The organism is Leptolyngbya sp. CALU 1928, from assembly GCF_056784215.1.
Genome location: NZ_JBXBCE010000001.1, coordinates 2,116,878 through 2,136,522, shown reverse-complemented (window position 1 = coordinate 2,136,522; position 19,645 = coordinate 2,116,878). Strand labels below are relative to the sequence as shown.

At 47.7% G+C, this 19,645-nt stretch carries 19 protein-coding genes; 6 read left to right on the top strand and 13 right to left on the bottom strand.

Annotated features, from left to right (window positions below; all coding sequences use genetic code 11):
- Positions 1-131: 131 nt before the first annotated feature.
- Complete coding sequence (locus AC1S5B_RS09935; protein ID WP_482035517.1) at positions 132-2,717, top strand: DNA gyrase/topoisomerase IV subunit A; 2,586 nt, start codon at positions 132-134, stop codon at positions 2,715-2,717.
- Positions 2,718-2,863: 146 nt separating this feature from the next.
- Here AC1S5B_RS09935 and AC1S5B_RS09930 read toward each other — a convergent pair whose 3' ends face one another.
- The 3 genes from AC1S5B_RS09930 to AC1S5B_RS09920 form a co-directional block, all read right to left on the bottom strand.
- Positions 2,864-3,418, bottom strand: coding sequence for a shikimate kinase (locus AC1S5B_RS09930; RefSeq protein ID WP_482035516.1), 555 nt, complete (start codon positions 3,416-3,418; stop codon positions 2,864-2,866).
- Between the two features lie 157 nt (positions 3,419-3,575).
- A complete protein-coding gene (locus AC1S5B_RS09925) occupies positions 3,576-4,010 on the bottom strand; it encodes a pentapeptide repeat-containing protein (RefSeq protein ID WP_482035515.1) in 435 nt (144 codons plus the stop codon).
- Between the two features lie 541 nt (positions 4,011-4,551).
- Positions 4,552-5,286 (bottom strand): phosphoadenylyl-sulfate reductase, encoded by a 735-nt coding sequence (locus AC1S5B_RS09920; protein WP_482035514.1) that lies wholly within the window; start codon positions 5,284-5,286, stop codon positions 4,552-4,554.
- Between the two features lie 181 nt (positions 5,287-5,467).
- On the opposite strand from AC1S5B_RS09920, the gene AC1S5B_RS09915 reads away from it, so the two are divergent.
- Positions 5,468-5,821 (top strand): phage holin family protein, encoded by a 354-nt coding sequence (locus tag AC1S5B_RS09915; RefSeq protein ID WP_482035513.1) that lies wholly within the window; start codon positions 5,468-5,470, stop codon positions 5,819-5,821.
- Between the two features lie 8 nt (positions 5,822-5,829).
- On the opposite strand, the gene AC1S5B_RS09910 is transcribed toward AC1S5B_RS09915, so the two are convergent.
- The 5 genes from AC1S5B_RS09910 to AC1S5B_RS09890 form a co-directional block, all read right to left on the bottom strand.
- Positions 5,830-6,435, bottom strand: a complete 606-nt coding sequence (locus AC1S5B_RS09910) for a GNAT family N-acetyltransferase (RefSeq protein WP_482035512.1) — start codon at positions 6,433-6,435, stop codon at positions 5,830-5,832.
- 419 nt (positions 6,436-6,854) lie between these two features.
- A complete protein-coding gene (locus AC1S5B_RS09905) occupies positions 6,855-7,208 on the bottom strand; it encodes a DUF1257 domain-containing protein (protein ID WP_482035511.1) in 354 nt (117 codons plus the stop codon).
- A 144-nt stretch (positions 7,209-7,352) separates the two neighbouring features.
- Positions 7,353-8,864 carry a stress-responsive protein Ycf46 gene (gene ycf46 / locus AC1S5B_RS09900; protein WP_482035510.1) on the bottom strand — a complete coding sequence of 504 codons (1,512 nt, stop codon included), beginning with the start codon at positions 8,862-8,864 and terminating at the stop codon, positions 7,353-7,355.
- Between the two features lie 87 nt (positions 8,865-8,951).
- Positions 8,952-9,317 carry a slr0373 family blue light stress response protein gene (locus AC1S5B_RS09895; protein ID WP_482035509.1) on the bottom strand — a complete coding sequence of 122 codons (366 nt, stop codon included), beginning with the start codon at positions 9,315-9,317 and terminating at the stop codon, positions 8,952-8,954.
- 227 nt (positions 9,318-9,544) lie between these two features.
- Positions 9,545-10,027 carry a hypothetical protein gene (locus AC1S5B_RS09890; RefSeq protein ID WP_482035508.1) on the bottom strand — a complete coding sequence of 161 codons (483 nt, stop codon included), beginning with the start codon at positions 10,025-10,027 and terminating at the stop codon, positions 9,545-9,547.
- Positions 10,028-10,250: 223 nt separating this feature from the next.
- Here AC1S5B_RS09890 and hetZ point away from each other — a divergent pair, with 223 nt between their 5' ends.
- The 3 genes from hetZ to AC1S5B_RS09875 all read left to right on the top strand — a co-directional run bounded on the left by hetZ (position 10,251) and on the right by AC1S5B_RS09875 (position 14,876).
- Positions 10,251-11,402, top strand: coding sequence for a heterocyst differentiation protein HetZ (hetZ, locus tag AC1S5B_RS09885; RefSeq protein ID WP_482035507.1), 1,152 nt, complete (start codon positions 10,251-10,253; stop codon positions 11,400-11,402).
- A 197-nt stretch (positions 11,403-11,599) separates the two neighbouring features.
- On the top strand, positions 11,600-12,523 hold the full coding sequence (locus tag AC1S5B_RS09880; protein ID WP_482035506.1) for a PatU: 924 nt from the start codon (positions 11,600-11,602) through the stop codon (positions 12,521-12,523).
- 97 nt (positions 12,524-12,620) lie between these two features.
- The gene (locus AC1S5B_RS09875; RefSeq protein WP_482035505.1) at positions 12,621-14,876 is read left to right on the top strand and encodes a transglutaminase TgpA family protein; all 2,256 of its coding nucleotides are present in this window, start codon (positions 12,621-12,623) and stop codon (positions 14,874-14,876) included.
- Positions 14,877-14,943: 67 nt separating this feature from the next.
- On the opposite strand, the gene petJ is transcribed toward AC1S5B_RS09875, so the two are convergent.
- From petJ to accD, 5 genes are all read right to left on the bottom strand, one after another.
- Positions 14,944-15,273: a cytochrome c6 PetJ gene (gene petJ / locus AC1S5B_RS09870; RefSeq protein WP_482035504.1), complete on the bottom strand. Its 330-nt coding sequence runs from the start codon at positions 15,271-15,273 to the stop codon at positions 14,944-14,946.
- A gap of 167 nt (positions 15,274-15,440) precedes the next feature.
- Positions 15,441-15,860: a plastocyanin gene (petE, locus tag AC1S5B_RS09865; protein ID WP_482035503.1), complete on the bottom strand. Its 420-nt coding sequence runs from the start codon at positions 15,858-15,860 to the stop codon at positions 15,441-15,443.
- Between the two features lie 90 nt (positions 15,861-15,950).
- The gene (gene psbV2, locus AC1S5B_RS09860) at positions 15,951-16,451 is read right to left on the bottom strand and encodes a photosystem II cytochrome PsbV2 (RefSeq protein ID WP_482035502.1); all 501 of its coding nucleotides are present in this window, start codon (positions 16,449-16,451) and stop codon (positions 15,951-15,953) included.
- Positions 16,452-16,477: 26 nt separating this feature from the next.
- On the bottom strand, positions 16,478-16,969 hold the full coding sequence (psbV, locus tag AC1S5B_RS09855; RefSeq protein WP_482035501.1) for a photosystem II cytochrome c-550: 492 nt from the start codon (positions 16,967-16,969) through the stop codon (positions 16,478-16,480).
- Positions 16,970-17,332: 363 nt separating this feature from the next.
- Positions 17,333-18,256, bottom strand: a complete 924-nt coding sequence (gene accD, locus AC1S5B_RS09850) for an acetyl-CoA carboxylase, carboxyltransferase subunit beta (RefSeq protein WP_482035500.1) — start codon at positions 18,254-18,256, stop codon at positions 17,333-17,335.
- 322 nt (positions 18,257-18,578) lie between these two features.
- Between accD and AC1S5B_RS09845 the strand changes: the two genes are divergently transcribed.
- Entirely contained in the window at positions 18,579-19,634 is a 1,056-nt protein-coding gene (locus AC1S5B_RS09845) for a squalene/phytoene synthase family protein (protein WP_482035499.1), read from the top strand.
- The last annotated feature ends 11 nt before the right edge of the window (positions 19,635-19,645 follow it).

Below are 19,645 nucleotides of genomic sequence, written 5' to 3'. Positions count from 1 at the left end.
TTGGCAAAACAGCAAATAAGACCTGATATCTAGGAATTAGGGCGATCAGTTCTCAAGTTGCCATTATGCTAAATGATGTCAGTTCTAGATTACACAACGAGCGTGAGAAGTGCAGATAGTAGGAAAAGCTCATGGCTAAACAATTAGATGTGTTTTCTGGTGGACAGGTGATTGCGACCGCTTTGCATACCGAAATGCAGCAGTCCTATCTCGAATATGCCATGAGTGTCATTGTCGGGCGCGCTTTGCCAGACGTGCGCGATGGACTCAAACCCGTGCATCGTCGCATTTTATATGCCATGCATGAATTAGGGTTAGTACCCGATCGCCCCTACCGAAAATGTGCGCGGGTGGTGGGAGACGTGTTGGGCAAATATCATCCCCATGGCGATCAATCGGTGTATGACGCATTGGTTCGCCTGGTACAGGATTTTTCTAGCCGCTATCCTTTATTGGGCGGTCATGGCAACTTTGGTTCTGTAGATGACGATCCACCCGCCGCCATGCGCTACACCGAGACGCGGCTAGCCCCGATTGGCAATGAGGCACTGCTGACGGAGATTGGCGATGCCACCGTTGATTTTATTGGCAATTTTGACAACTCCCAACAAGAACCGACAGTGTTGCCTGCCCAACTGCCGATCCTGCTGCTCAACGGCAGTTCGGGGATTGCCGTCGGCATGGCAACCAATATTCCACCCCACAACCTTGGTGAAGTGGTGGATGGACTGATTGCCCTAATTGACAATCCTGCTTTGCCCGATGAGAAACTGGTGCAACTGATTCCTGGACCTGACTTTCCTACGGGCGGTGAAATTATTGACACCCAGGGCATTTGGGAGGCTTACACCACCGGAAAAGGCAGCGTTCCGGTGCGGGGGGTGTCGCGGTTTGAAGAGGTTCCCTTTGGGCGAGGACGAAATCGCCGCACGGCGATCATCGTGACGGAACTGCCGTTTCAGGTGAACAAGGCAGGCTGGATTGAGAAAATGGCAGACTTGGTGAACCAGGGAAAGCTAGAGGGCATTGCTGACTTGCGCGATGAGAGCGATCGCGATGGCATTCGGGTCGTGATCGAACTGAAGCGAGACACCCATCCCCAAAGAATTCTCAACGCCCTCTATCGTCAAACGGCTCTGCAAAGCAACTTTGGCATCACCATGCTGGCATTAGATCACGGCTTGCCTCGCCAAATGCCGCTGCGAGAGATGCTCCAGTGTTTCATCGCCTTTCGGGAAGAAACCCTAACGCGGCGCTATCAGCATCAACTGAACGAAGCCGAAAACCGCCACCACATTTTGCAAGGCTTGCTGACGGCGCTCGACAATCTGGATGCAGTGATCGATATTCTTCGCAGTGCGCCCGATGGCACTACCGCAAAAGCTGAGTTTCAGCAGCGGTTTGACCTCAGCGATCGCCAATCCGATGCTATCCTCGCTATGCCGCTGCGCCGCCTCACTGGGATTGAGCGCGAAAAGTTGCAAACCGAAGCCAAGGAACTGACGGCTGAAATGTCAAGATTGCAAACGCTGTTGGGCGATCGCCACGAACTACTAAAAGCGCTGAAAAAGGACCTGCGATCGCTGAAGAAAAAATTTGGTGATCCGCGTCGCACAAAAATTTTGGCGATCGGCAATCAGCCCCCCGTTGAACCAGAGCCAGACACTAAAAGCCAAGCACCGAGAACTAAAAAATCTCAAGCGATCGAGTCCTCACTTCTGACTTCAATGCCTTCATTCGAGGACGTTGAAGTCACCGAAACCGTCCTGGAACTGACCCAACGCGGTTACGCCAGACGAATTACACCCAAAGCCTTTCAGCGGCAATCCCGCAATCGCAATGACGAAAAACCCTTTGCCACGTTGACAGAACTAGACGATTTCACTGTGCAAACTCAGTTCACGACTACTGCCAAAGAGTTGATCGCCCTGACTCGCAGCGGCAAAGCCTACACTACACGGGTAGAAAATATCCCGCCAGCAACAGCCCGCTCTAAAGGCGCACCCTTGATCACGCTGTTGCCTGCGGCTGCCCAAAGCGATCCGGCTGGAATTGTGGACAGTTTTATCTTGCCAGATGATTGCAACGGGAAGAACCTGCTGATCGTGACGCAGCAAGGGCGGGTCAAGCGCTTGCCCTTGGAAGATTTTATGGGCTTGACGGGCAGAGGGTTAACTGCCCTCAAACTCAAGGAAGCGGATCAGATTGCCAGCATTGCGATCGCTCAACCCGGTGAACAACTGGTGATTGCCGCATCCAGCGGTCGGATGGTGCGCGTGGAGGTGAATGACGACCATTTGCCGATGCAAAGCCGCACGGCTCAAGGGCAATTGGTGATGCGATTGGGTAAGCGAGAACGATTGGTCGGTGCGGCGATCGCGTCTCAGGGTGGCATCTTATTGCTGATGACCGAAAGAGGCTATGCCAAACGGATGCCAGTTGCAATGTTGCGACTGTCTACGCCGGGAGAACTAGGTGCCTATGGAATGAAATTTAAAGTAAAAACAGATGCCTTGGCTGGACTAGCGGCAGCGCCCTCTGAAACCGAGGTGATGTTACTGACCAACCAAGACCGCATGGTACGCCTTGATTTGGATGCGGTGCCCATGCAAGGACGAGATACAACGGGCGATCGCATTCTTGACTTGGATCAAAACGAAAAAATCGAAACGCTGATTGCCATCCCACTTCCCAATACTGAATCTGATAGTGCGTAATGATTCTGTAAGTAGGGGAGTCGCTGTGCGATCGCCCCTACAATCTAACTTTGGCTTGCAATCTGACAATCTAAAGCTCTGAATCGCGGCTGCAACTTTTTCGCGTCCACACTAACATCTTATGGAAGTCGGCTGCGACTAAGTTATTATGGCGCGCCTACTAATTGCAAAATCTCATTGCAAGTTTCCTCCGGTGTCATTGCTTTGGTATATACCGTAAATTTCGCCAGTTCATAATTTGAAGGATGCCTGACGAAATGTTCATTAATATTCAGGCTGCCATCAGGCACATATTCATTGCGTTCATTCAAAATTTGCACGGATTCATCTAAATCGGATGAAGGCAGTAAAAGAACAACATTAGGATAATCAGCTAAAACTTGCTGAACTCTTTGAAATAGGGAAATGTCTTCGTATACAGAGTGACCAGCCCCAAAATCAATGACACAGTTTTTACACTCAGATAGCAACCTTTCTACTGCATAGGCTTCAAAAGGTTTCCAGTATTGGTAAATTTCCCAGAAACCTTTTGTTTCCCGTTTATGTTTTGCTAATTCTTCGTCGTAGCCAATTTCTTGATAATAGCCCCATCGAAATTCATCCATCGAGCATTGTGGAAGACCAAGCCCAGCGGCTAAAACCGCTCCAATGGTGGATTTCCCAGTACCAATAGGACCAATGAGGATAATGTCTGATGACATAACTGTTGTCAAAGAGAAGAGCGATCGCTCTATTGAACTCAATGATCAAACGCTCACCTGTCCAAGTTTTTACAAAAACGGTGATACTGCAAAATAGGGCGCTACTGATTACCTGGTGCTATCGGAATCTTGCTTACCACGTTAGTCACTCCTCAAACTAGCGATCGCCGCCAACACCAATACCACTGCCATAGACAGAGGCTCCAGCAATATTGACATTTGTCAGAGTTGCGCCAAAGGTTTCTGCATTGATCATGCGGACATTGGTCAAGTTCACGCCAGTCATATCAGAGTTATTTAAAATCGCGTTTGTAGCGAAGGCTCCAGTCAGGTCAGCATTTGTTAAATTTGCTCCAGTCAGGTCAGCCCCTTCTAGGTTAGAGTTCACCAAAATTGCACCCTGCAAATTGGCGTTTCTCAAATCTGCTCCAATCAGATGAGCCTCTTTCAGATTTGCTCCTGCCAGATTGCAGCCTACACACGCTCCTGTTTCTAATAGTTGGTTCACATGAGCCAGATTTTCGGCATGGGCAGACAGTGGCAGCGCGATCGTAGTGAAGAGCGCGATCGCAGGAAGAAAAACGGTTTTCATAGATACCTCCTAAAAGGTGATGCAGTGGGCTGATGACTACACAACGCTTTACGTCTATTTCGGACGCTGAACGCAAGATGATTGATCATCAACCGCGAAGGAGTTTTTTATGCAAACTCCTAGGTTTAGGATGGCAGGGTTAAAGAAGAAAACCCTCTGCCTGTTGGATGAATTTACATGCAGGTGACGATTCTAGTAAGAGGCTAATACCATTTTGAGCTTTGAGTTGTAAGACAAAAAAGCATTGCCGTTTTCAGAAAATCATCGGTCGCGTTTCAATTTCAAACTGGCATAGGATGGTGATAAAGCCGAACCGTTGATTGGCTACTGTCGTTTTGGATAAATGTTGGGGGAACCAACTGGTAGGCTCCCGTTTCCGATAAATACAGCAATAGAACGCGATGTATTTGATTTAAGTCGCAGCGCGATGGTGATGAAATCCGCTTGTTGGCAGAAGCTACCCAAAGTCACCTTGGGCAATATTTGAGTTTTGCGGTAATCAACGCTAGAACGCCATAGCCTGAAATCTGCTCCCCGAAACCTATGAAGGTTGGTTGATAGCGTGTAAACCGCATTCTTTTTTGGTTGCATCTTCCCACCACCAGCGCCCTTCCCGCTCGTGCTGACCGGGCAAAATAGCTCGTGTGCAGGGTTCGCAGCCAATGCTGACAAAGCCGCGATCGTGTAAGGAGTTGTAAGGAACTTCGTAGGAGCGAATATACATCCAGACATCGGCAGAAGTCCAGTTGGAAAGCGGATTGAACTTTATTAGAGTGCGATCTCCTACCGAGAATGCAGTATCTGCTTGGACAACCGGCACTTTTCCACGGGTCGCAGGATTTTGATCTTGTCGTTGCCCCGTAATCCAAGCATCTAGGGTGGACAGTTTGCGGCGCAGGGGAGCAACTTTACGAATACCGCAGCATTCATTGTGTCCCTCTTCATAAAAGCTGAATAGTCCTTTGGCGGTGACCATCTCTTCGACTTGAGTGGAGTCGGGAAAAAGAATGTCGATCGCAATGCCATAGTGCTTTCTAACGCGGTCAATGAACTGATAGGTTTCGGGATGAAGCCGCCCGGTATCCAGGCTAAAAACTTTAACCGCTTTGTTCAGTCGGTGCGCCATGTCAATCAGCACCACATCTTCTGCACCGCTGAAAGAAATCGCAATGTTATCAAATAGGTTTAGCGATCGCTCTAGAATTTTTTGGGGGCTTTGGCTAGCCAGTTCTGCTGCCAAACTGGGAAGATCGAGTGTGGCAATTGTTTGCGCCATAATTCAGTGTTCTCTAAAAAGATCGGTTTCACGCAGAGTCTATTCTATCAAGCGTCTACCCCGATGCTGTAGCTCAATCCTCTAAACAACTCTTTTGCAAGCGTAGCCTTTGGGTCAATGCTTGGATACACTGGAATGATCTCATTAAACGCGACGGCATAATAATTACGAGAAAAGAACCATGCTTAACTTTATTCTGACTTGGCTTGCTGCGGCTCTAGCTCTGTTTCTCACGGCTCAACTGGTTCCTGGTTTTAAGGTCGATAGTTTTACCGCTGCGTTAATTGGAGCCGTAGTTTTGGGCTTTGTGAATGCGATAGTGCGTCCTTTGCTGATTCTGTTCACTTTACCGTTTACGATTCTGACATTGGGCTTGTTTTTGTTTGTTGTGAACGCGATCGCTTTTTGGCTAGTGGCTTCCCTCACACCAGGGCTTTCTGTGAGCGGCTTTTTCCCGGCATTTGTGGGCGCGATCGTGCTTTCTATAGTCTCTTGGCTGGTCAATTGGAGCTTGCAAGCGCTCAAACCTTCCTAACCTGATGATTACTTCATCACCAATGGCACCACGGTCATCTGATTGGGAATGCCAAGGTCAAATTGCTGTAGAGGGGAGAGATGATTAATCGAGATTGGCGTAAAGCCCAAGCGCATGTAGAACTGCACGAGGGAAGGTAAGCAGGTGAGGTAGAGCGGTTTTGTAGCTTTTTTTCCTAAAGTGTTGATCAGATAGGAGCCTAGCCCGCGATCGCGGAGTTCTGGCACCACAAATAGATCATTTAGCACGGAATAGCGACTGTAGCAGCGTAATTTGGCACAGGCAACCAAGCGCTCGTTTTGCTCGATCACCCAAAAGTTCTCCCAGCCTTCATTCCAGGTTAATATTTGAACAGCCACCACGCTGATGCCCACTGCTCCTGCAAACCCTACTAGGGGCAATAGTGTCTGTCCCGGCTTTAAAGAAATCACTAGGTAGCCACCAATCAAGATACCAGCCGCGATCGCCAATCTTCTTAGAATCCGTTCTGAATCAGAAAGAGAAGGCAAAACCTCTCGCCGAAACTGCTCCAATAAGCTTTGAACCATTGGCTTATCGGCAGGCGTGGCAGAGCGAAGAACACAGTCGAGCGGCAGAGGAAGGGGATCAAACATGAGTGAAGTGGGGGCGTAGACAGTGAATAGAAAGAGCAGCGCCATAGACACTGGAAGCTTTCCCCCTATGATGCTAATCCATTGCGGCAACGTGTGGAATTAAAGATGGATTGATATGCTTCTCCGTTTAAAAAACGGGGATTCCAAGATCAAACAGCGATCGCAGGCGAAGCCCGTCTAACACACCGACCTCAAAAGTCGGTGCCCAGAGAGCTAGTTAAAACCCTCAAGACCGAATGAATTCGGTACGTACTCATATCCCCCGATTGAGACACAGGGACTTCACGCATTGGACTGGTAATGACACTCAAAAAGTTATGTATTTGTGTCAACATTTAACTGACTAAAATAGTATGCGCCACACAAAAAACGGACTAACCTATAAGGCTAGCCCGCTAGTTTGGGAACGCGTGGAGAGACTAGTTTTGCAGCACTAGCTTGACGTTTGCATTTTGCAAGCCAGGGCGCTTAACCTCTGCCAGAGTCTTGTTGACGGCATACTTCTGGTTGATTGAATTGATCAACTCAGTTTGATTATGGCGCTTAGCAACACCCCAAAGATCGGCAATCAGATCAAAGGAACCATCGGTATTGCGAGTCCAACCTAGATCATATTCACCTTCCAAGATTGCAACAATGTCAGAGCGCACGCGCTGACCATTGTAGCCACGAACATCAGCTTCAGTTTTAACGCTAATGCCTAGATCGCGCAAAGAAGCCTTCAAAATTTCAGCATCAGTGATCTTAGTACGCAGAGTGCTAAAGTGAGACATTTGGGATTTTCTCCTGATAGTGAGTTAAGAACAACGTTTGGTTCGTGAATGCTATTAACCCTAGGATTAGTAGCAGGTGTGTTAACTAACTGTGCTAGCGAAATTATCGCCAGCCTTTCGACCTGTTGGGAGCAGGAAGAAAGCTTAGAACTCTAATCGCTGATACTCAGCGACAGAGGCTGCAGCAGGTCTAGCTCGTTGACGTGCCCAATCGCGCAGAGCCGTCACTTGTTCACTCATCGTCTTAGACAAAGGCTGAGTTGCCTTGACCGCTGCAATAATATCCAGTTGTGTAAACTCTCTCTCTTGAGCAAAGGCATCATACATTGCTGCTACAAGTGCCTGCTCAATTTCTGCACCAGAGAAACCATCGCTTACGTTTGCCAACTGGTCTAAATCAAACCGGGTAATATCCCGCTTCCGTTTAGAAAGATGAATTCTAAAAATATCTTTGCGTTCTTCCGCATTAGGTAAATCTACAAAGAACAGCTCATCGAAACGCCCTTTCCGCAAAAACTCTCCAGGCAAGCGCTCTACTCGGTTTGCGGTTGCCATCACAAAGACAGGAGAATCTTTTTCTTGCATCCAAGTTAAGAATGATCCGAAGATTCGGCTGGAAGTGCCGCCGTCAGAGTCAGCAGACCCAGACGTTCCAGCAAAAGCTTTGTCTAATTCATCTATGAACAGGATGGCAGGTGAAATGGACTCAGCAGTTTTTAAAGCATTTCTCAGGTTCGCTTCTGATCGCCCAACCATCGAGCCATCATACACTCGACCCATGTCCAACCGAATCAATGGCAATCCCCAAAGCCGAGAAGTTGTTTTGGCAATCAAGGATTTGCCACATCCCGGCACTCCAAGAATCAGCATTCCTTTTGGTTGAGGCAGCCCATACTCTCTTGCGCGCTCTGTGAAGGCGTTAGAACGCTGAGTCAACCAGCGCTTTAGCTCTTCTAAACCGCCAACTGATTCAATGGTTTCGTCTTCTTCAATGTACTCAAGAATACCGTTACGGCGAATGAGTTGCTTCTTTTCGGAAAGAACGATGTCAACTTCTTCCTCAGTCAAACGCCCGGCAGTAACTTGAGCTTTTCGATAGACTTTTTCTGCTTCGTCGCGAGTAAGACCCAAAGCTGCTTTCAGAAGCTTTTCCCGCGTTTCAGTGGTAATTCGTCGGTTGCGCGTTAGGTCTAGCTGTTGAGAGAGAACTTGGTTTAGCTCAGCCATATCTGGCATTGCAAAGTCTAAGACTGCTACCTCCTTCTCAAGTTCAATGGGTATCTGCTGAACTGGAGACATCAGAAGAATGGTTCTTTGAGATCCGCGAAAGCTAGCGATCGCATCTCTTAGCCAGCGAGTCACGGCTGGAGAGTCTACAAAAGGGTGAAGATCTTTGAACACAAAGATTGCAGAATCACGCTGTCGAGTTGCCCACTCTATCGCCGCTTCTGGAGAAACGGTGTTGTGCTGAGTGACGTTTCTAGGTTGACCGTATTCAACGATTCCATGTGTCACAGTCCAAAGAAACAGACGGCGCTGAGGCTTTCCTGCTTGGGCGATCGCTGCGATCGCTTGCTCTGCTCGTTCTTCCTCGGAAGTAACCAGGTAGATCAAAGGATACTGAGCTTGTATTAGGATGCTGAGTTCTTCCTGCATATCATCAACTCAATTAGAGACAACTCAGACTGAAAAACCATCCAAACCATTTAGCGTACAGTTGCGGAACTTTTCAAAAACAAGGACTTACTTAGCCAGTAATGGAACCAGTTCAGCGTCGCCTTGAGATGGGTTTGTGACCTGCGAACCATCTGAAGAAAGGCCAACCTGTACAACTTGCACAACCTGAGTGTTTAGAGAAACCATCTCGCCATTGCGTAAAACTAAGTGGCTAGAGCATTCTGGACAGCCGTAAACTCGGTGGGATTGACCATAGCTATCTTCATAACCTTCAACAACATCTGGGTTTAGTAAGTAGAATGCGATCGCTCTTTGAGCAAGATCAGTCATTGTTTCCACATCAACCGCTGCTTTCACCTTTAGCTGCCTGTGTAGCTCTGGGGGTAAGTACAACGTAACTTTTTGCTTATCCTCTTTTAGCTTGTCCTGCATATCACTCTCAGTCTTGGTAACCCGGGTATGAATGAAAGCATATCTATCCTGTCGGCTACTGTCAAGACAGAAAGACGGTATGACGGCAATTTTGTTACTTTTATTTACAAAGTTCATGCTTGATCGTAGCCAAATCGCAGCAGAGGGACTTACCCAATCGCCGCCTAAACCAATTTGCCGCCAGTGGTTTGCTGATTAAGCCTGATTGTTTAGGTTCGAGTTTTTATCTAAGCGATATCCGACGGTATAGTGTCTGAAGAAGGCATTTGCTGCCTTAGCTGAGTTTGAATCAAGGCTTGCAAATCCGTTCTTTTCACTTCGGTGCCTACCATCGTATTCCCAGGAACCTCAAAGAAGACAACGCTATCCACTGTTTCCATTGCCACAATTTGAAACAGGATATGGATAACGGGAATAGGTAAGGCAATCATCTGTGGATCTTTCATCGGATAGGGTCCAGAAGACACATCCTTTAGATTTGGAAATGCGTAAATAATCTGTTTCTGTAAGCCATTTTGAGTTTCATGATTGAGCATAGTCACTGCCCAATTTTGCTCCAAGGTTTGGGCAATGTAATATTCTAGGTGCCGCAGTTGAAACGCTAATTGCTTTAAGACAGGCGCGATCGCCTCGATCAAAGTAGGCGTAACCCCATCCTGGGGCGCATCATTAATCAGTTCTTGAAGTTGTGCATCCAAATCTAGATTCATTGAAGGTATCCATCATGCATGAGCTAAATTTCTCAAAAATCCTGAACATTCAGCGGGTCAGAAAAAATTGAGAGAGAATCTAGCCCAATTCTCTCAACAATTCACCACCATTGCTTATTTTTAATGGGTTTATCAAAAATCACCCTAGACGCTGACTGGTGATTGTTGCCAAAATTGAGCAAGATATTTCGATGTTTGTTATCGTTAGGCGTTGGAACATATTGTGATAGAAACCTGCCAAAGCGTGGAGTCAATCTTTCAACTGCTGCTAAGTGAACTTAAAGTATCAACAACCGCTTCTGAGCAGCATTGCCGAGATGTGGCTGATCGTCTTTCAGAAGAAGTGACCCGAATTTGTACTGAAAGTAAGCGGATACAAGCTTCTGGCGACCCCGAATCTTGGGCACTCACCCTAGCCAAGCACCGTCTTCAGCAATGTCTGCACTATTCCAAACTAGGGTCTCGGCGGGGACGAGTTGAGCTTCATAGCACCCTGAGTGCAGTGGTGTATCGCTACATTACTCCGCTTCAAACTCAGTTTAGCTATCAAGCCCGTCTGCCGTTAATCGAAGATTTTCTCCAAGGCTTTTATATGGAGGCGCTAAATGCCTTCCGGCGAGAAGCCCGACTGCTCCCAAGCTATACCCCTAAAGCACCGCTCCAACTAGCGGAGTATATGGCTTTTACAGAGCGTTATGGGAAACGCCGTATCCCACTCCCTGGCAATCGTAGTCAACAGCTCATCATTCTTCGGGCGCAAACTTTTTCGCAGCAGCAGCCCTCCGAAACACCAGTAGACATTGAACAAGCCGCTGAGGGGATGTCTGGCGAGGCAGATGGTGCTTGGAACGCTGCCTCAATGCAGCAGGTGCGGGAGCAGATGGTTGCCCAAGAGCCAGAACCAGTGGAAGATACCTTACGTCACACCGTTGTTGCTGAGTTGATTAGTTATTTGGATGAGCGTAAGCAAAATGACTGCGCTGATTATTTCGTATTACGGCTGCAAGATCTGCCGACCAGTGAAATCGAGAATATTTTAAGACTCACCCCTCGCCAGCGAGATTATTTACAGCAGCGATTCAAATATCATCTAATCCGATTTGCGCTGTCTCATCGGTGGGAATTGGTTCACCAATGGTTAGAAGCTGACCTCGATCGCAATTTAGGCTTAACTCCCCAGCAATGGCAAGTGTTTCAAGCTCAGCTAGATGAAACCCAGACAGCAGTATTAACATTCAAGCAGCAAAAGTTAACCGATGCCGCGATCGCTCAAGCACTCGGCTTGACAATTACTCAAGTTCAAAAACAATGGTTCAAACTATTGGAGCAAGCCTGGGAAATCCGGAATGATTTCTGGGACATGCAAAACCGATGACTATCCGGAGAGCGCCTTTCAACCCCTGTATAGGAATTTGTACTATGAATCGTGACCCAGAAGAAATTCAGAGGCGTATACTAATGCTGTTGCAGGGTCTCCTCCCCACAGCGACTTTGGTAGATGCTGAGGCAGCAAATCAGTCATTAGGGTGCGAGACAACAGGAACACCACCGCTAGATCAATCAAGTCTACCTATGCCCCAAGATAATCCCTCTTCTGTCTCTGGCTATACCGATTCAAAATGCTCTTCCCAAAGAGAGCCACTATTTGAACTTGGAGATGTACCTGCTGTGCAAGACCGTTTTCATGCCTTGTTAAAACATCGACTGCAAAGCGAAATTCAAAAAAATCCTCCCCTCTTTCCTTGGGAGTCTGTTGTTCAAGACTATGAAGCTGACACGGCTTATGATTCAGTCAAAACGAATTTTGGCTCAGAAACATCTGCATCGGTGGAGGGGAATGCGAGTCCTAGCATCTGGAATCGCCAGTTAAGCACGCTCAACTTGCCTGTACATATTCCCGGTCTAGTCTTAGGTCGCCTGCTTAAGCAATGCCAGCAAGTGGTGCAATCGTCTCTCCGTGAAGGGGTGCAATTGGTTCAGGCGGTAGAAGACCTATTTCCCGGTGAAGGGCAGGCACTTAATTATTTGGCAGGGTTAGTGGTTGCCTCGCCCGCCCGCTCCGGTGCAACGGCTCCAATTGCAACAGCAAACGCTAATTTTCCTCAAAGCTATGAGGCAGCGGCTCCAGCCCAGCAAATGGTGTTGTCGCTGTTGGCAGCCCAGCAAATGATTGTGACGCTAACCTTAACGGTGTCTGCCAGCCAAGCGATCGCTGAGCGCCAGTGGGAAACGGAGCAAGGAACATTACGGTTAAAAGCAACTTATAACCCTGATCCCACAGATTCAAGGATAAGTGTTCAGGCAGAACTACCCACCGGTGGACGTTTAACCATCAATGGGGCAGGGCTGCAATCGATCGCTGAGCGCCGCTCTCCTGGCTCCGTCAGCGTGGAACTCTGTGATCCTGAAGTGGGACAAGTTTACACGCTGGAAGCGTGTTTGGATGGTGATGATGAAACACCGCTTATTTTCGTGGTGCGAATCGTTGAAGGATAGGAGTTTGAGACGCAAAGATTGCCCCCTATCTAAAGCTGCTGGCTAACGATTGGGTAGGATAGGAAATACATCTTGAGATTACGAAACTGTTTTTCCTATGTCCACTAGCCGACTGCGATCGCTTCCTCTATTAGGCGGACTCCTGCACCGCCTTCAAATGCAGCCCTTACCCGCAACGGAAGAATCGATTTCGCTGCGGATTTTGAGTCAGGCAATGGTGGTTGCCGGGATCATTGCCACCGATGTCGCAGCAGAAACTCAAACCAGCCTGTGGGCAATTCCACTCAGTATTGCAGGCGCTTACTGGAGTTGGCTGCATCGACGCAAGGCGAATGTGGCGATCAAGTTTTGTATCGCGATCGGCATGTTGGGGGCACTGGCGTTATTTTTTGGGGCATTGCGCCAGCAGTTGAATGATACTCGTCTGATTTTGGCTGAGCTATTGATTCAGCTTCAGGTGCTGCACAGCTTTCATATGCCCCGCCGCCAAGACTTAGGCTATTCCATGGTGATTGGGCTGATTTTGATTGGGGTTGCAAGTACGCTCAGCCAAACGATGATGTTTGGGGCGATTTTGCTGGCGTTTTTGGCGATCGCCCTGCCTGTTTTAGTCCTCGATTATCGCTCGCGGCTTAATCTGACAGCAAGCAAGATACGGCGATCGCCCTTCAAGCAGCCAGGGCTTTCCGTCCGCCGTTTAGGGCTATTTTTGGGCGCGGTTTTGGCGTTAGGGCTAACCATTTTTATGTTTATGCCGCGCCTACCCGGATACCAGCTACGCACCTTTCCAGTGAGTGCGCCTTTAAATCAGCAGTTTGATGATAACCAGCAGGTGATTAATCCAGGGTATGTGCGGAATGGCAAGGCAGGGGGCAACAATCTTCAATCGGGTAAGGGATTGAGTCCTGGTGAAGTGGATGACACCTTTTACTATGGGTTTAACACGCGGATGAATCAAAATCTCCGGGGGGAGATGAAGCCGCAAATTGTCATGCGGGTGAGATCGCAAGCAGAAGGTTTTTGGCGAGTGTTGGCATTTGATCAATATTTAGGACAAGGCTGGGAAGTATCCCGAAATAGCGAGACAAAAACACTTGCACGACCCGCCTGGTCTTATCAGTTCTTTTTGCCCCGACCGATTACCATCAATAAAGTGCAAGAGGTCATTCAGACTTATACGGTTGTTTCAGAAGTCCCTAACCTGATCCCGACATTGACCCAACCCAAGGAGCTTTTCTTTCCAACAACTCAAGTTGCGATCGACGCTGAAGGAGGGATACGCTCGCCGTTAATCCTGCCAGAGGGCTTAACCTATACCGTAATTTCGGAGGTGCCCTATCGCGATCGCACTCGTCTAGGAAAAGCCCCCACAAAATATCGACAAGAAATTCAAGACTTCTATCTCACAGTGCCCAGTCGCATTCAAGATAAAGTACGAAAGCAAACAGAAGCGCTGTTAGCGACCTCTCCAAACCCGCTGGCGAACCCTTACGAAAAGGCTTTATTTTTGGCTCAGGCTCTAAAGATGCGCTATTCCGTGCAGCCAGAATTACCTTACCTCAATCCCAATGAAGATTTAGTCGAGGCTTTTCTATTCAAATATAAGGGCGGCTATCCTGACCATTTTTCCACTGCGCTCACGATCATGCTGCGCTCGGTCGGGATTCCATCCCGATTAGTGGCAGGCTATGGATCGGGTGAATTTAATTCATTCACGGGTCTATATGAAGTTCGCAACACAGATGCCTATGCCATGACTGAAGTATATTTTCCCAAACATGGCTGGTTTGCTTTTGACCCCATTCCGGGGCATGAACTGATTCCACCATCGATTGAGGAAGATCAAACTTTCACGGTGCTGCAACAATTTTGGAAATGGATCGCTGGATGGCTGCCGTCTCCAGTGACCAATTTTTTAGGTGGGATATTTAGCGCCATTGTCGGCAGTTTAGTTGGCGCGATCGCATGGCTAGTTGGGCAATTTAATCAAGGGTGGATAGGATTATTTACCCTATTGCTCCTGGGTGTTGGGGGTGGATTTGCTAGTTGGCTGCTATGGCAGAGTTGGAGACGTTGGCAATATCAGCGATTTTTAATTCAACTCACTCCCATAGAACGCCTCTATCAAGAAATGCTGGATTGGTTGAAGATGCAGCATTTAGTGAAGCGAACGGCTCAAACTCCATTTGAATTTATGCGAGCTACCGTGCCAATGCAATCGGCTGATCAGGTAGCAGCTATTGAAGCAATTTCTCAAGCCTATGTGCGCTGGCGCTATGGGGGACAAGTGCCTGATGACTTGCCAGAACTGCGCGATCGGCTAAAAAGCCTGAAAAAGCGGTCATCGAATTAACTTGTAGTTTATACAAAAACCCCTAAGATAGCTCCTAGGGGTTTATAAAGTGTTCGGTCAATTAGACCTACCAACCTTTTTGCGATTGAGTGATCACATAATTTGCAATATCCTCAATCTGCTCATCACTTAATCGACTTCTGAAAGAAGGCATTGCATTTCTACCCTTTGTTACTTGGGTTGTAATCGCATCCAAAGAAGTCATGCCATATTTATCTAGAGCTTCTTTTTTCAGGGTCTTGCTTGAGATAATGACGTTGTTTCCGCCCATATGACAGGCTGAACAATTGGCGTTAAACAACTTAGCACCATTTACAAGATTTGCCGCTGATGCAGAAGAAGGAATAGTAATGGCAAACCAGATGGTCAGATAAATACCAAGTAACAGGGCTTTCACAGGGGCTTTTTCCTCTGCCAGATAATGAGAACCGATATTAAAGCGATGAACGAACTACCTTAGAACGGATAAAACGCGATCGCGGCTAGGAGAAGAAAAACACCCCTGTTATAAAGAGGACAGCAAACAACGGTAGCAAAACAGCAGCCAAAGCTCAGAAATCCGAACTAACCGCCAACAACGACCTTACCCGCCATTCCAGCACCCCGATGAGGTTCACAGTAGTAGCTATACTCACCCGGTTGAGCATCAGCAGGAATAGTGATTTCAAAGCTGGTGCCAGGGGACATTTCCAACTTCTTATGGGATAAAGCAGTAGCGACCGCCTTATCGCCACCCGGAATGGTAGAGCCATCAAAGACAACGTTGTGAGGAGGCACTTTGTTAATGACCCATTTCACAGTGTCGCCGGGTTGCACATCAATTTTTGCAGGCACAAATGACAACATGCCATTATCAGCACCCATCTTGACGGTAAACGTTTCAGCCGCCGCGGGAGCCACAGATAGACACAGGCTTCCTAGGGTTAGTAGAAAAGCGGCACAGACCACACAAAGGCTTTTTGTAAATGAAGTGATAGATTTCATATTGTGTTCAACAATCTACAGCATACGTACAACCTAGATTCTAAAACAACTGGGAAGCTAAAACGCATTTAGAGCGTAAGAGAATCCCGACTAATTTTGGAAGGTTTCCGTACCCCAACCCGGCGCATTGTGAGCCGCCCTTAAAATAAATCCCGCAATATTTTCAACCATTGGCGTTGGCAACCAAGACTCGGAAACCTGCCGACAGACTAAGGTTTCTTCTGTGCCATCGTAAGTCATCGGCTGCCGGAGGTACGTAACCAGGGCGTTGATGTTATCGCGTTTAGGGGTTGCGCCTTGTAAAGCGACAAGAGAGAGCGGCACGGTTGGATCGGGTAGAGTGTTTCCGCCCACATGGCAATTCAAACAATTTTTGCCGAATAGAGCTTTTCCAGCAGATAAGTTTTCAGCAGAGAAGAGGCGGGTGTTTCCTGCGGAATCCACTTTGAGCGGAATCGGTTCGGTGACCTTTAAAAAGCGGGTAATGTAGGGGTCAACTGCTGCATAAGCAGGAAGGCTCATGGTAACCATTGGCAAGCACAATGAAAAGATACAAACCAACAGGTGAAGCCAAAACTTTTTATGCGGCATGAGAACCCCTAAGTACAAGTCGTAATTTAGTAATAGATTTTGCCGCCGCCCCATTTGTCTCCAACCACTTTAGGCTGAAGCAAAACGTGACCCGCGATCGCCACTAAATCATCCTGAGTGAGGTTCCGCATGGTGGGAAAATTATCCTTACTTTTCAAACTAGGATGAATTTCAGCGATCGATTCCACTCCGTCATAGCTAGTTGGATCTTTCATATACTCCACTAGAGCATCGATGCTATTGCGGGGAGGGGTCGCTAGGGATAAGGCTTCTGGATCTAGCCCAACGTTGGGGTCGGTCTTGGTGACTCCACCTGCATGACATTGAGCGCAGGCATATTGAAATAAACGCTTTCCTTCTTTGACTTGCTTCAGGCTGAGGGTAACACTATCACCGTCTCCATTTTGTGGAATGGTGCGAATGGCTGCATCTAGTTCAGCAGCGGTCGCATTACCAACAAAGACCTGAAAGGCAAAGAGTACAGTGGCTACGGTGAGCCAAATGTATCTTTTAAGCATGGTTCTCCTTAGGGTGGCTTGGGTGTACGAGTTCTATGACTATCTGTGAAATTTAATAAGAAGTGTTTGAAATTACAAAAACTGACTTTTGCAACAGTCTTCCGGGCAAATCCCAACGCTCGGTAGGTTTATCAAAAAAACCAAAAAGGCTAGGGAATTTTGAGTAGGAAGCTTCTTACTAAATGCCCCAGAAAAAGCGATCGCCCAAAGGCAAACTTTTTCTATTGGATAGGTCATTAAGTGGTCTGCAAAACTTGCCGTATATTTCTTATGCAAGCAGACTAAGTTGTTTTGATATAACTATCATCCCACTGAGTGATCCCTTTCCCAAAGACTGAAACAGATATTCAGAAATAGAGTTCCCTAGTCGGGGATTGTCATGGTGAGCGATCGCGTTTCTGTTAAGTGAATCGGCAGATGAGTAGAAGTGCTGGGTTGGTGTAACCGAATCAACCGAGCTAAGGTTAGTTTAAGCTGAGTCCGCAGCACGATCGCATCGACAAACCCATGCTGGAGTAGATATTCCGCCGTTTGGAAATCCTCAGGAAGTTTTTCGCGTAGAGTTTGTTCCACTACTCGCCGTCCCGCAAACCCAATCGTGGCTTTAGGTTCTGCCAAAATAATGTCACCTAACATGGCAAAACTAGCCGTAACCCCGCCGGTCGTCGGGTGAGTCAGTACGGGAATATATAGCAATCGTGCAGCCTGCAATCGATGGAGCGCGCCAGAAATTTTTGCCATCTGCATCAGGCTAAGCATTCCTTCTTGCATTCTGGCTCCGCCGGACGCGCACACAATGATAGTCGGCAGGCGCTCACGAGTCGCCCGTTCAATTAGACGAGTCAGCTTTTCGCCCACCACTGACCCCATGCTGCCGCCCATAAATCGAAAATCCATGACTCCCAAAGCAACGGGCAAGCCATCAAGCCGACCAATTCCAGTTTGAACGGCATCGTTTAGCTTGGTTTTTTCTTGCATATCGCGCAGGCGATCGCTGTAGGGTTTGCGATCGCGAAACTGGAGCGGATCGGTAGCGACCAACCCCGTATCGATCGGCATCCACGTATTAGCATCAATCAGTTGACGGATACGTTCATCGCTGAAAACGCGGTTATGGTGTCCACAATCTGGACACACCATCTGATTTGCTTGCAAATCTTTGGTATAAGTAAGAACACTGCAAGCTTCACATTTTGACCAAAGCCCATCTGCAATTTCTCGCTCTTGGCGATCTTTACTGATAGGACCGGATTTTTGTCGATTTGCGAACCAATCAAATAAAGACATGGATTTGGATATTCCTCACGAAGAGCGACTAGCCTGCTAATGATGGGGGGTGCTCTATTGTGGTCAGCCTCAGCCAACTCACCAATAATGTCTTAAGCCTAATGCTCAAGACGACACACTCAATAGTTTAGTTGCGGACTGATTATACCAATTCGATCCCCCCTCTCTGGGTCTTATTCAAAGAAGTCTCAGTTTTTAGGCAGAGCAAAAGGCGATCGCTGAAATCGGCAAGATCGTTAGTTTCCTCCAAGATTGGGAACGCTAACGGGTAATTGAGGCAAAGCAAGCATCTTCAGGCACATCTACCACTGGTTTTCGGACAATGAAACATACTACAGCCCTGTGCAGCCCTCTAACGGATTCAATTCGCCTGCAAGCGGAAATGATTGCTGATTTAGTTGGCTCATCTAATTACTATGGGATTTCAGATGATGCTTTAAAGGACGAGGACAGTGCTGCTTGGGTGATGGAACTAGATCAGCCAATTCGCGCTCAGTGGGTTGAGCGGATTCGCTGGATTCGATTGATTGATCGATTTGCAGAGAATGAACTTTTGTGCAAAAAAGCCTCTATCTTCCAAAGTTTTTTAGGGGGTTGGCGGCGTTTAGTTGCAACGGGAACGGTCGAGCCGGGATGCGCCTATTATGAGTTACTGACTAAGATGCAATCCTGCTGGTTTGATCAGAGTGACCAAACCTCACCGCAATTATCTTTAACTGCCTGGAAGCGATATGTGCGGGCGATCGCGCACTATCATGCCGCTGATTTAGTCATCAATACGATGGCAGACTATGAGCAAATGCTAACAGACCTCGGAGGGTCATTTTTCCAGGTTTTACCCTTTCTCTCGGAAACCCATCATCAAGCCGCCAGCTATTTTGGCATGTTAGATCAGTTCTATAACCACCTGCGTGATCTGCGCGAAGATGCAGAGCAGGGAATCTGCAATTTGCCGAGTGAACTTTTGGAGAGGTTTAGAGTGAGACGTGATGAAATTTTGCAACAGCAAGCGATGAAAAACCCTGGCTATCGCAAGATGATGCAATTTTGGCTAGAAGAGTATTTACCTGAACTGCGCCGCAAAGCGTGTCAATTAGTCACCGTTGAGGATTTGCATCCTTCATGGCAAATTCTTTGTCATTGGTCGCTCTATCGCTATCGACGGATTGATCGCGTCTTTCAGGGTTGCCAGTTTGATTACACTCAGTTTTCTCAGGTTTACTGGCGGCAAGTTCGGGCAGATTTACCCATGATGTTGAACCAAGTTCGCCACCATGCAGAACCCGTCTTGTCGCTTAAGATTTCCCCACGAGGGATTCCAACCTTATCTACTCCTAGCCAACTTATGCGGCTAGAGCAAGCGGTTTATGCAGCCTGACTTAAGGCATC

Coding starts and splice junctions, on each gene's coding strand:
- AC1S5B_RS09910 (WP_482035512.1), bottom strand. CDS start 6,435: ATGTTTGATCCCCTTCCTCTGCCGCTCGACTGTGTTCTTCGCTCTGCC.
- AC1S5B_RS09880 (WP_482035506.1), top strand. CDS start 11,600: ATGCCCCAAGATAATCCCTCTTCTGTCTCTGGCTATACCGATTCAAAA.
- accD (WP_482035500.1), bottom strand. CDS start 18,256: ATGTCTTTATTTGATTGGTTCGCAAATCGACAAAAATCCGGTCCTATC.
- AC1S5B_RS09845 (WP_482035499.1), top strand. CDS start 18,579: ATGAAACATACTACAGCCCTGTGCAGCCCTCTAACGGATTCAATTCGC.
- AC1S5B_RS09915 (WP_482035513.1), top strand. CDS start 5,468: ATGCTTAACTTTATTCTGACTTGGCTTGCTGCGGCTCTAGCTCTGTTT.
- ycf46 (WP_482035510.1), bottom strand. CDS start 8,864: ATGCAGGAAGAACTCAGCATCCTAATACAAGCTCAGTATCCTTTGATC.
- AC1S5B_RS09925 (WP_482035515.1), bottom strand. CDS start 4,010: ATGAAAACCGTTTTTCTTCCTGCGATCGCGCTCTTCACTACGATCGCG.
- petE (WP_482035503.1), bottom strand. CDS start 15,860: ATGAAATCTATCACTTCATTTACAAAAAGCCTTTGTGTGGTCTGTGCC.
- AC1S5B_RS09935 (WP_482035517.1), top strand. CDS start 132: ATGGCTAAACAATTAGATGTGTTTTCTGGTGGACAGGTGATTGCGACC.
- AC1S5B_RS09875 (WP_482035505.1), top strand. CDS start 12,621: ATGTCCACTAGCCGACTGCGATCGCTTCCTCTATTAGGCGGACTCCTG.
- psbV2 (WP_482035502.1), bottom strand. CDS start 16,451: ATGCCGCATAAAAAGTTTTGGCTTCACCTGTTGGTTTGTATCTTTTCA.
- AC1S5B_RS09890 (WP_482035508.1), bottom strand. CDS start 10,027: ATGAATCTAGATTTGGATGCACAACTTCAAGAACTGATTAATGATGCG.
- psbV (WP_482035501.1), bottom strand. CDS start 16,969: ATGCTTAAAAGATACATTTGGCTCACCGTAGCCACTGTACTCTTTGCC.
- AC1S5B_RS09920 (WP_482035514.1), bottom strand. CDS start 5,286: ATGGCGCAAACAATTGCCACACTCGATCTTCCCAGTTTGGCAGCAGAA.
- AC1S5B_RS09930 (WP_482035516.1), bottom strand. CDS start 3,418: ATGTCATCAGACATTATCCTCATTGGTCCTATTGGTACTGGGAAATCC.
- AC1S5B_RS09905 (WP_482035511.1), bottom strand. CDS start 7,208: ATGTCTCACTTTAGCACTCTGCGTACTAAGATCACTGATGCTGAAATT.
- AC1S5B_RS09895 (WP_482035509.1), bottom strand. CDS start 9,317: ATGCAGGACAAGCTAAAAGAGGATAAGCAAAAAGTTACGTTGTACTTA.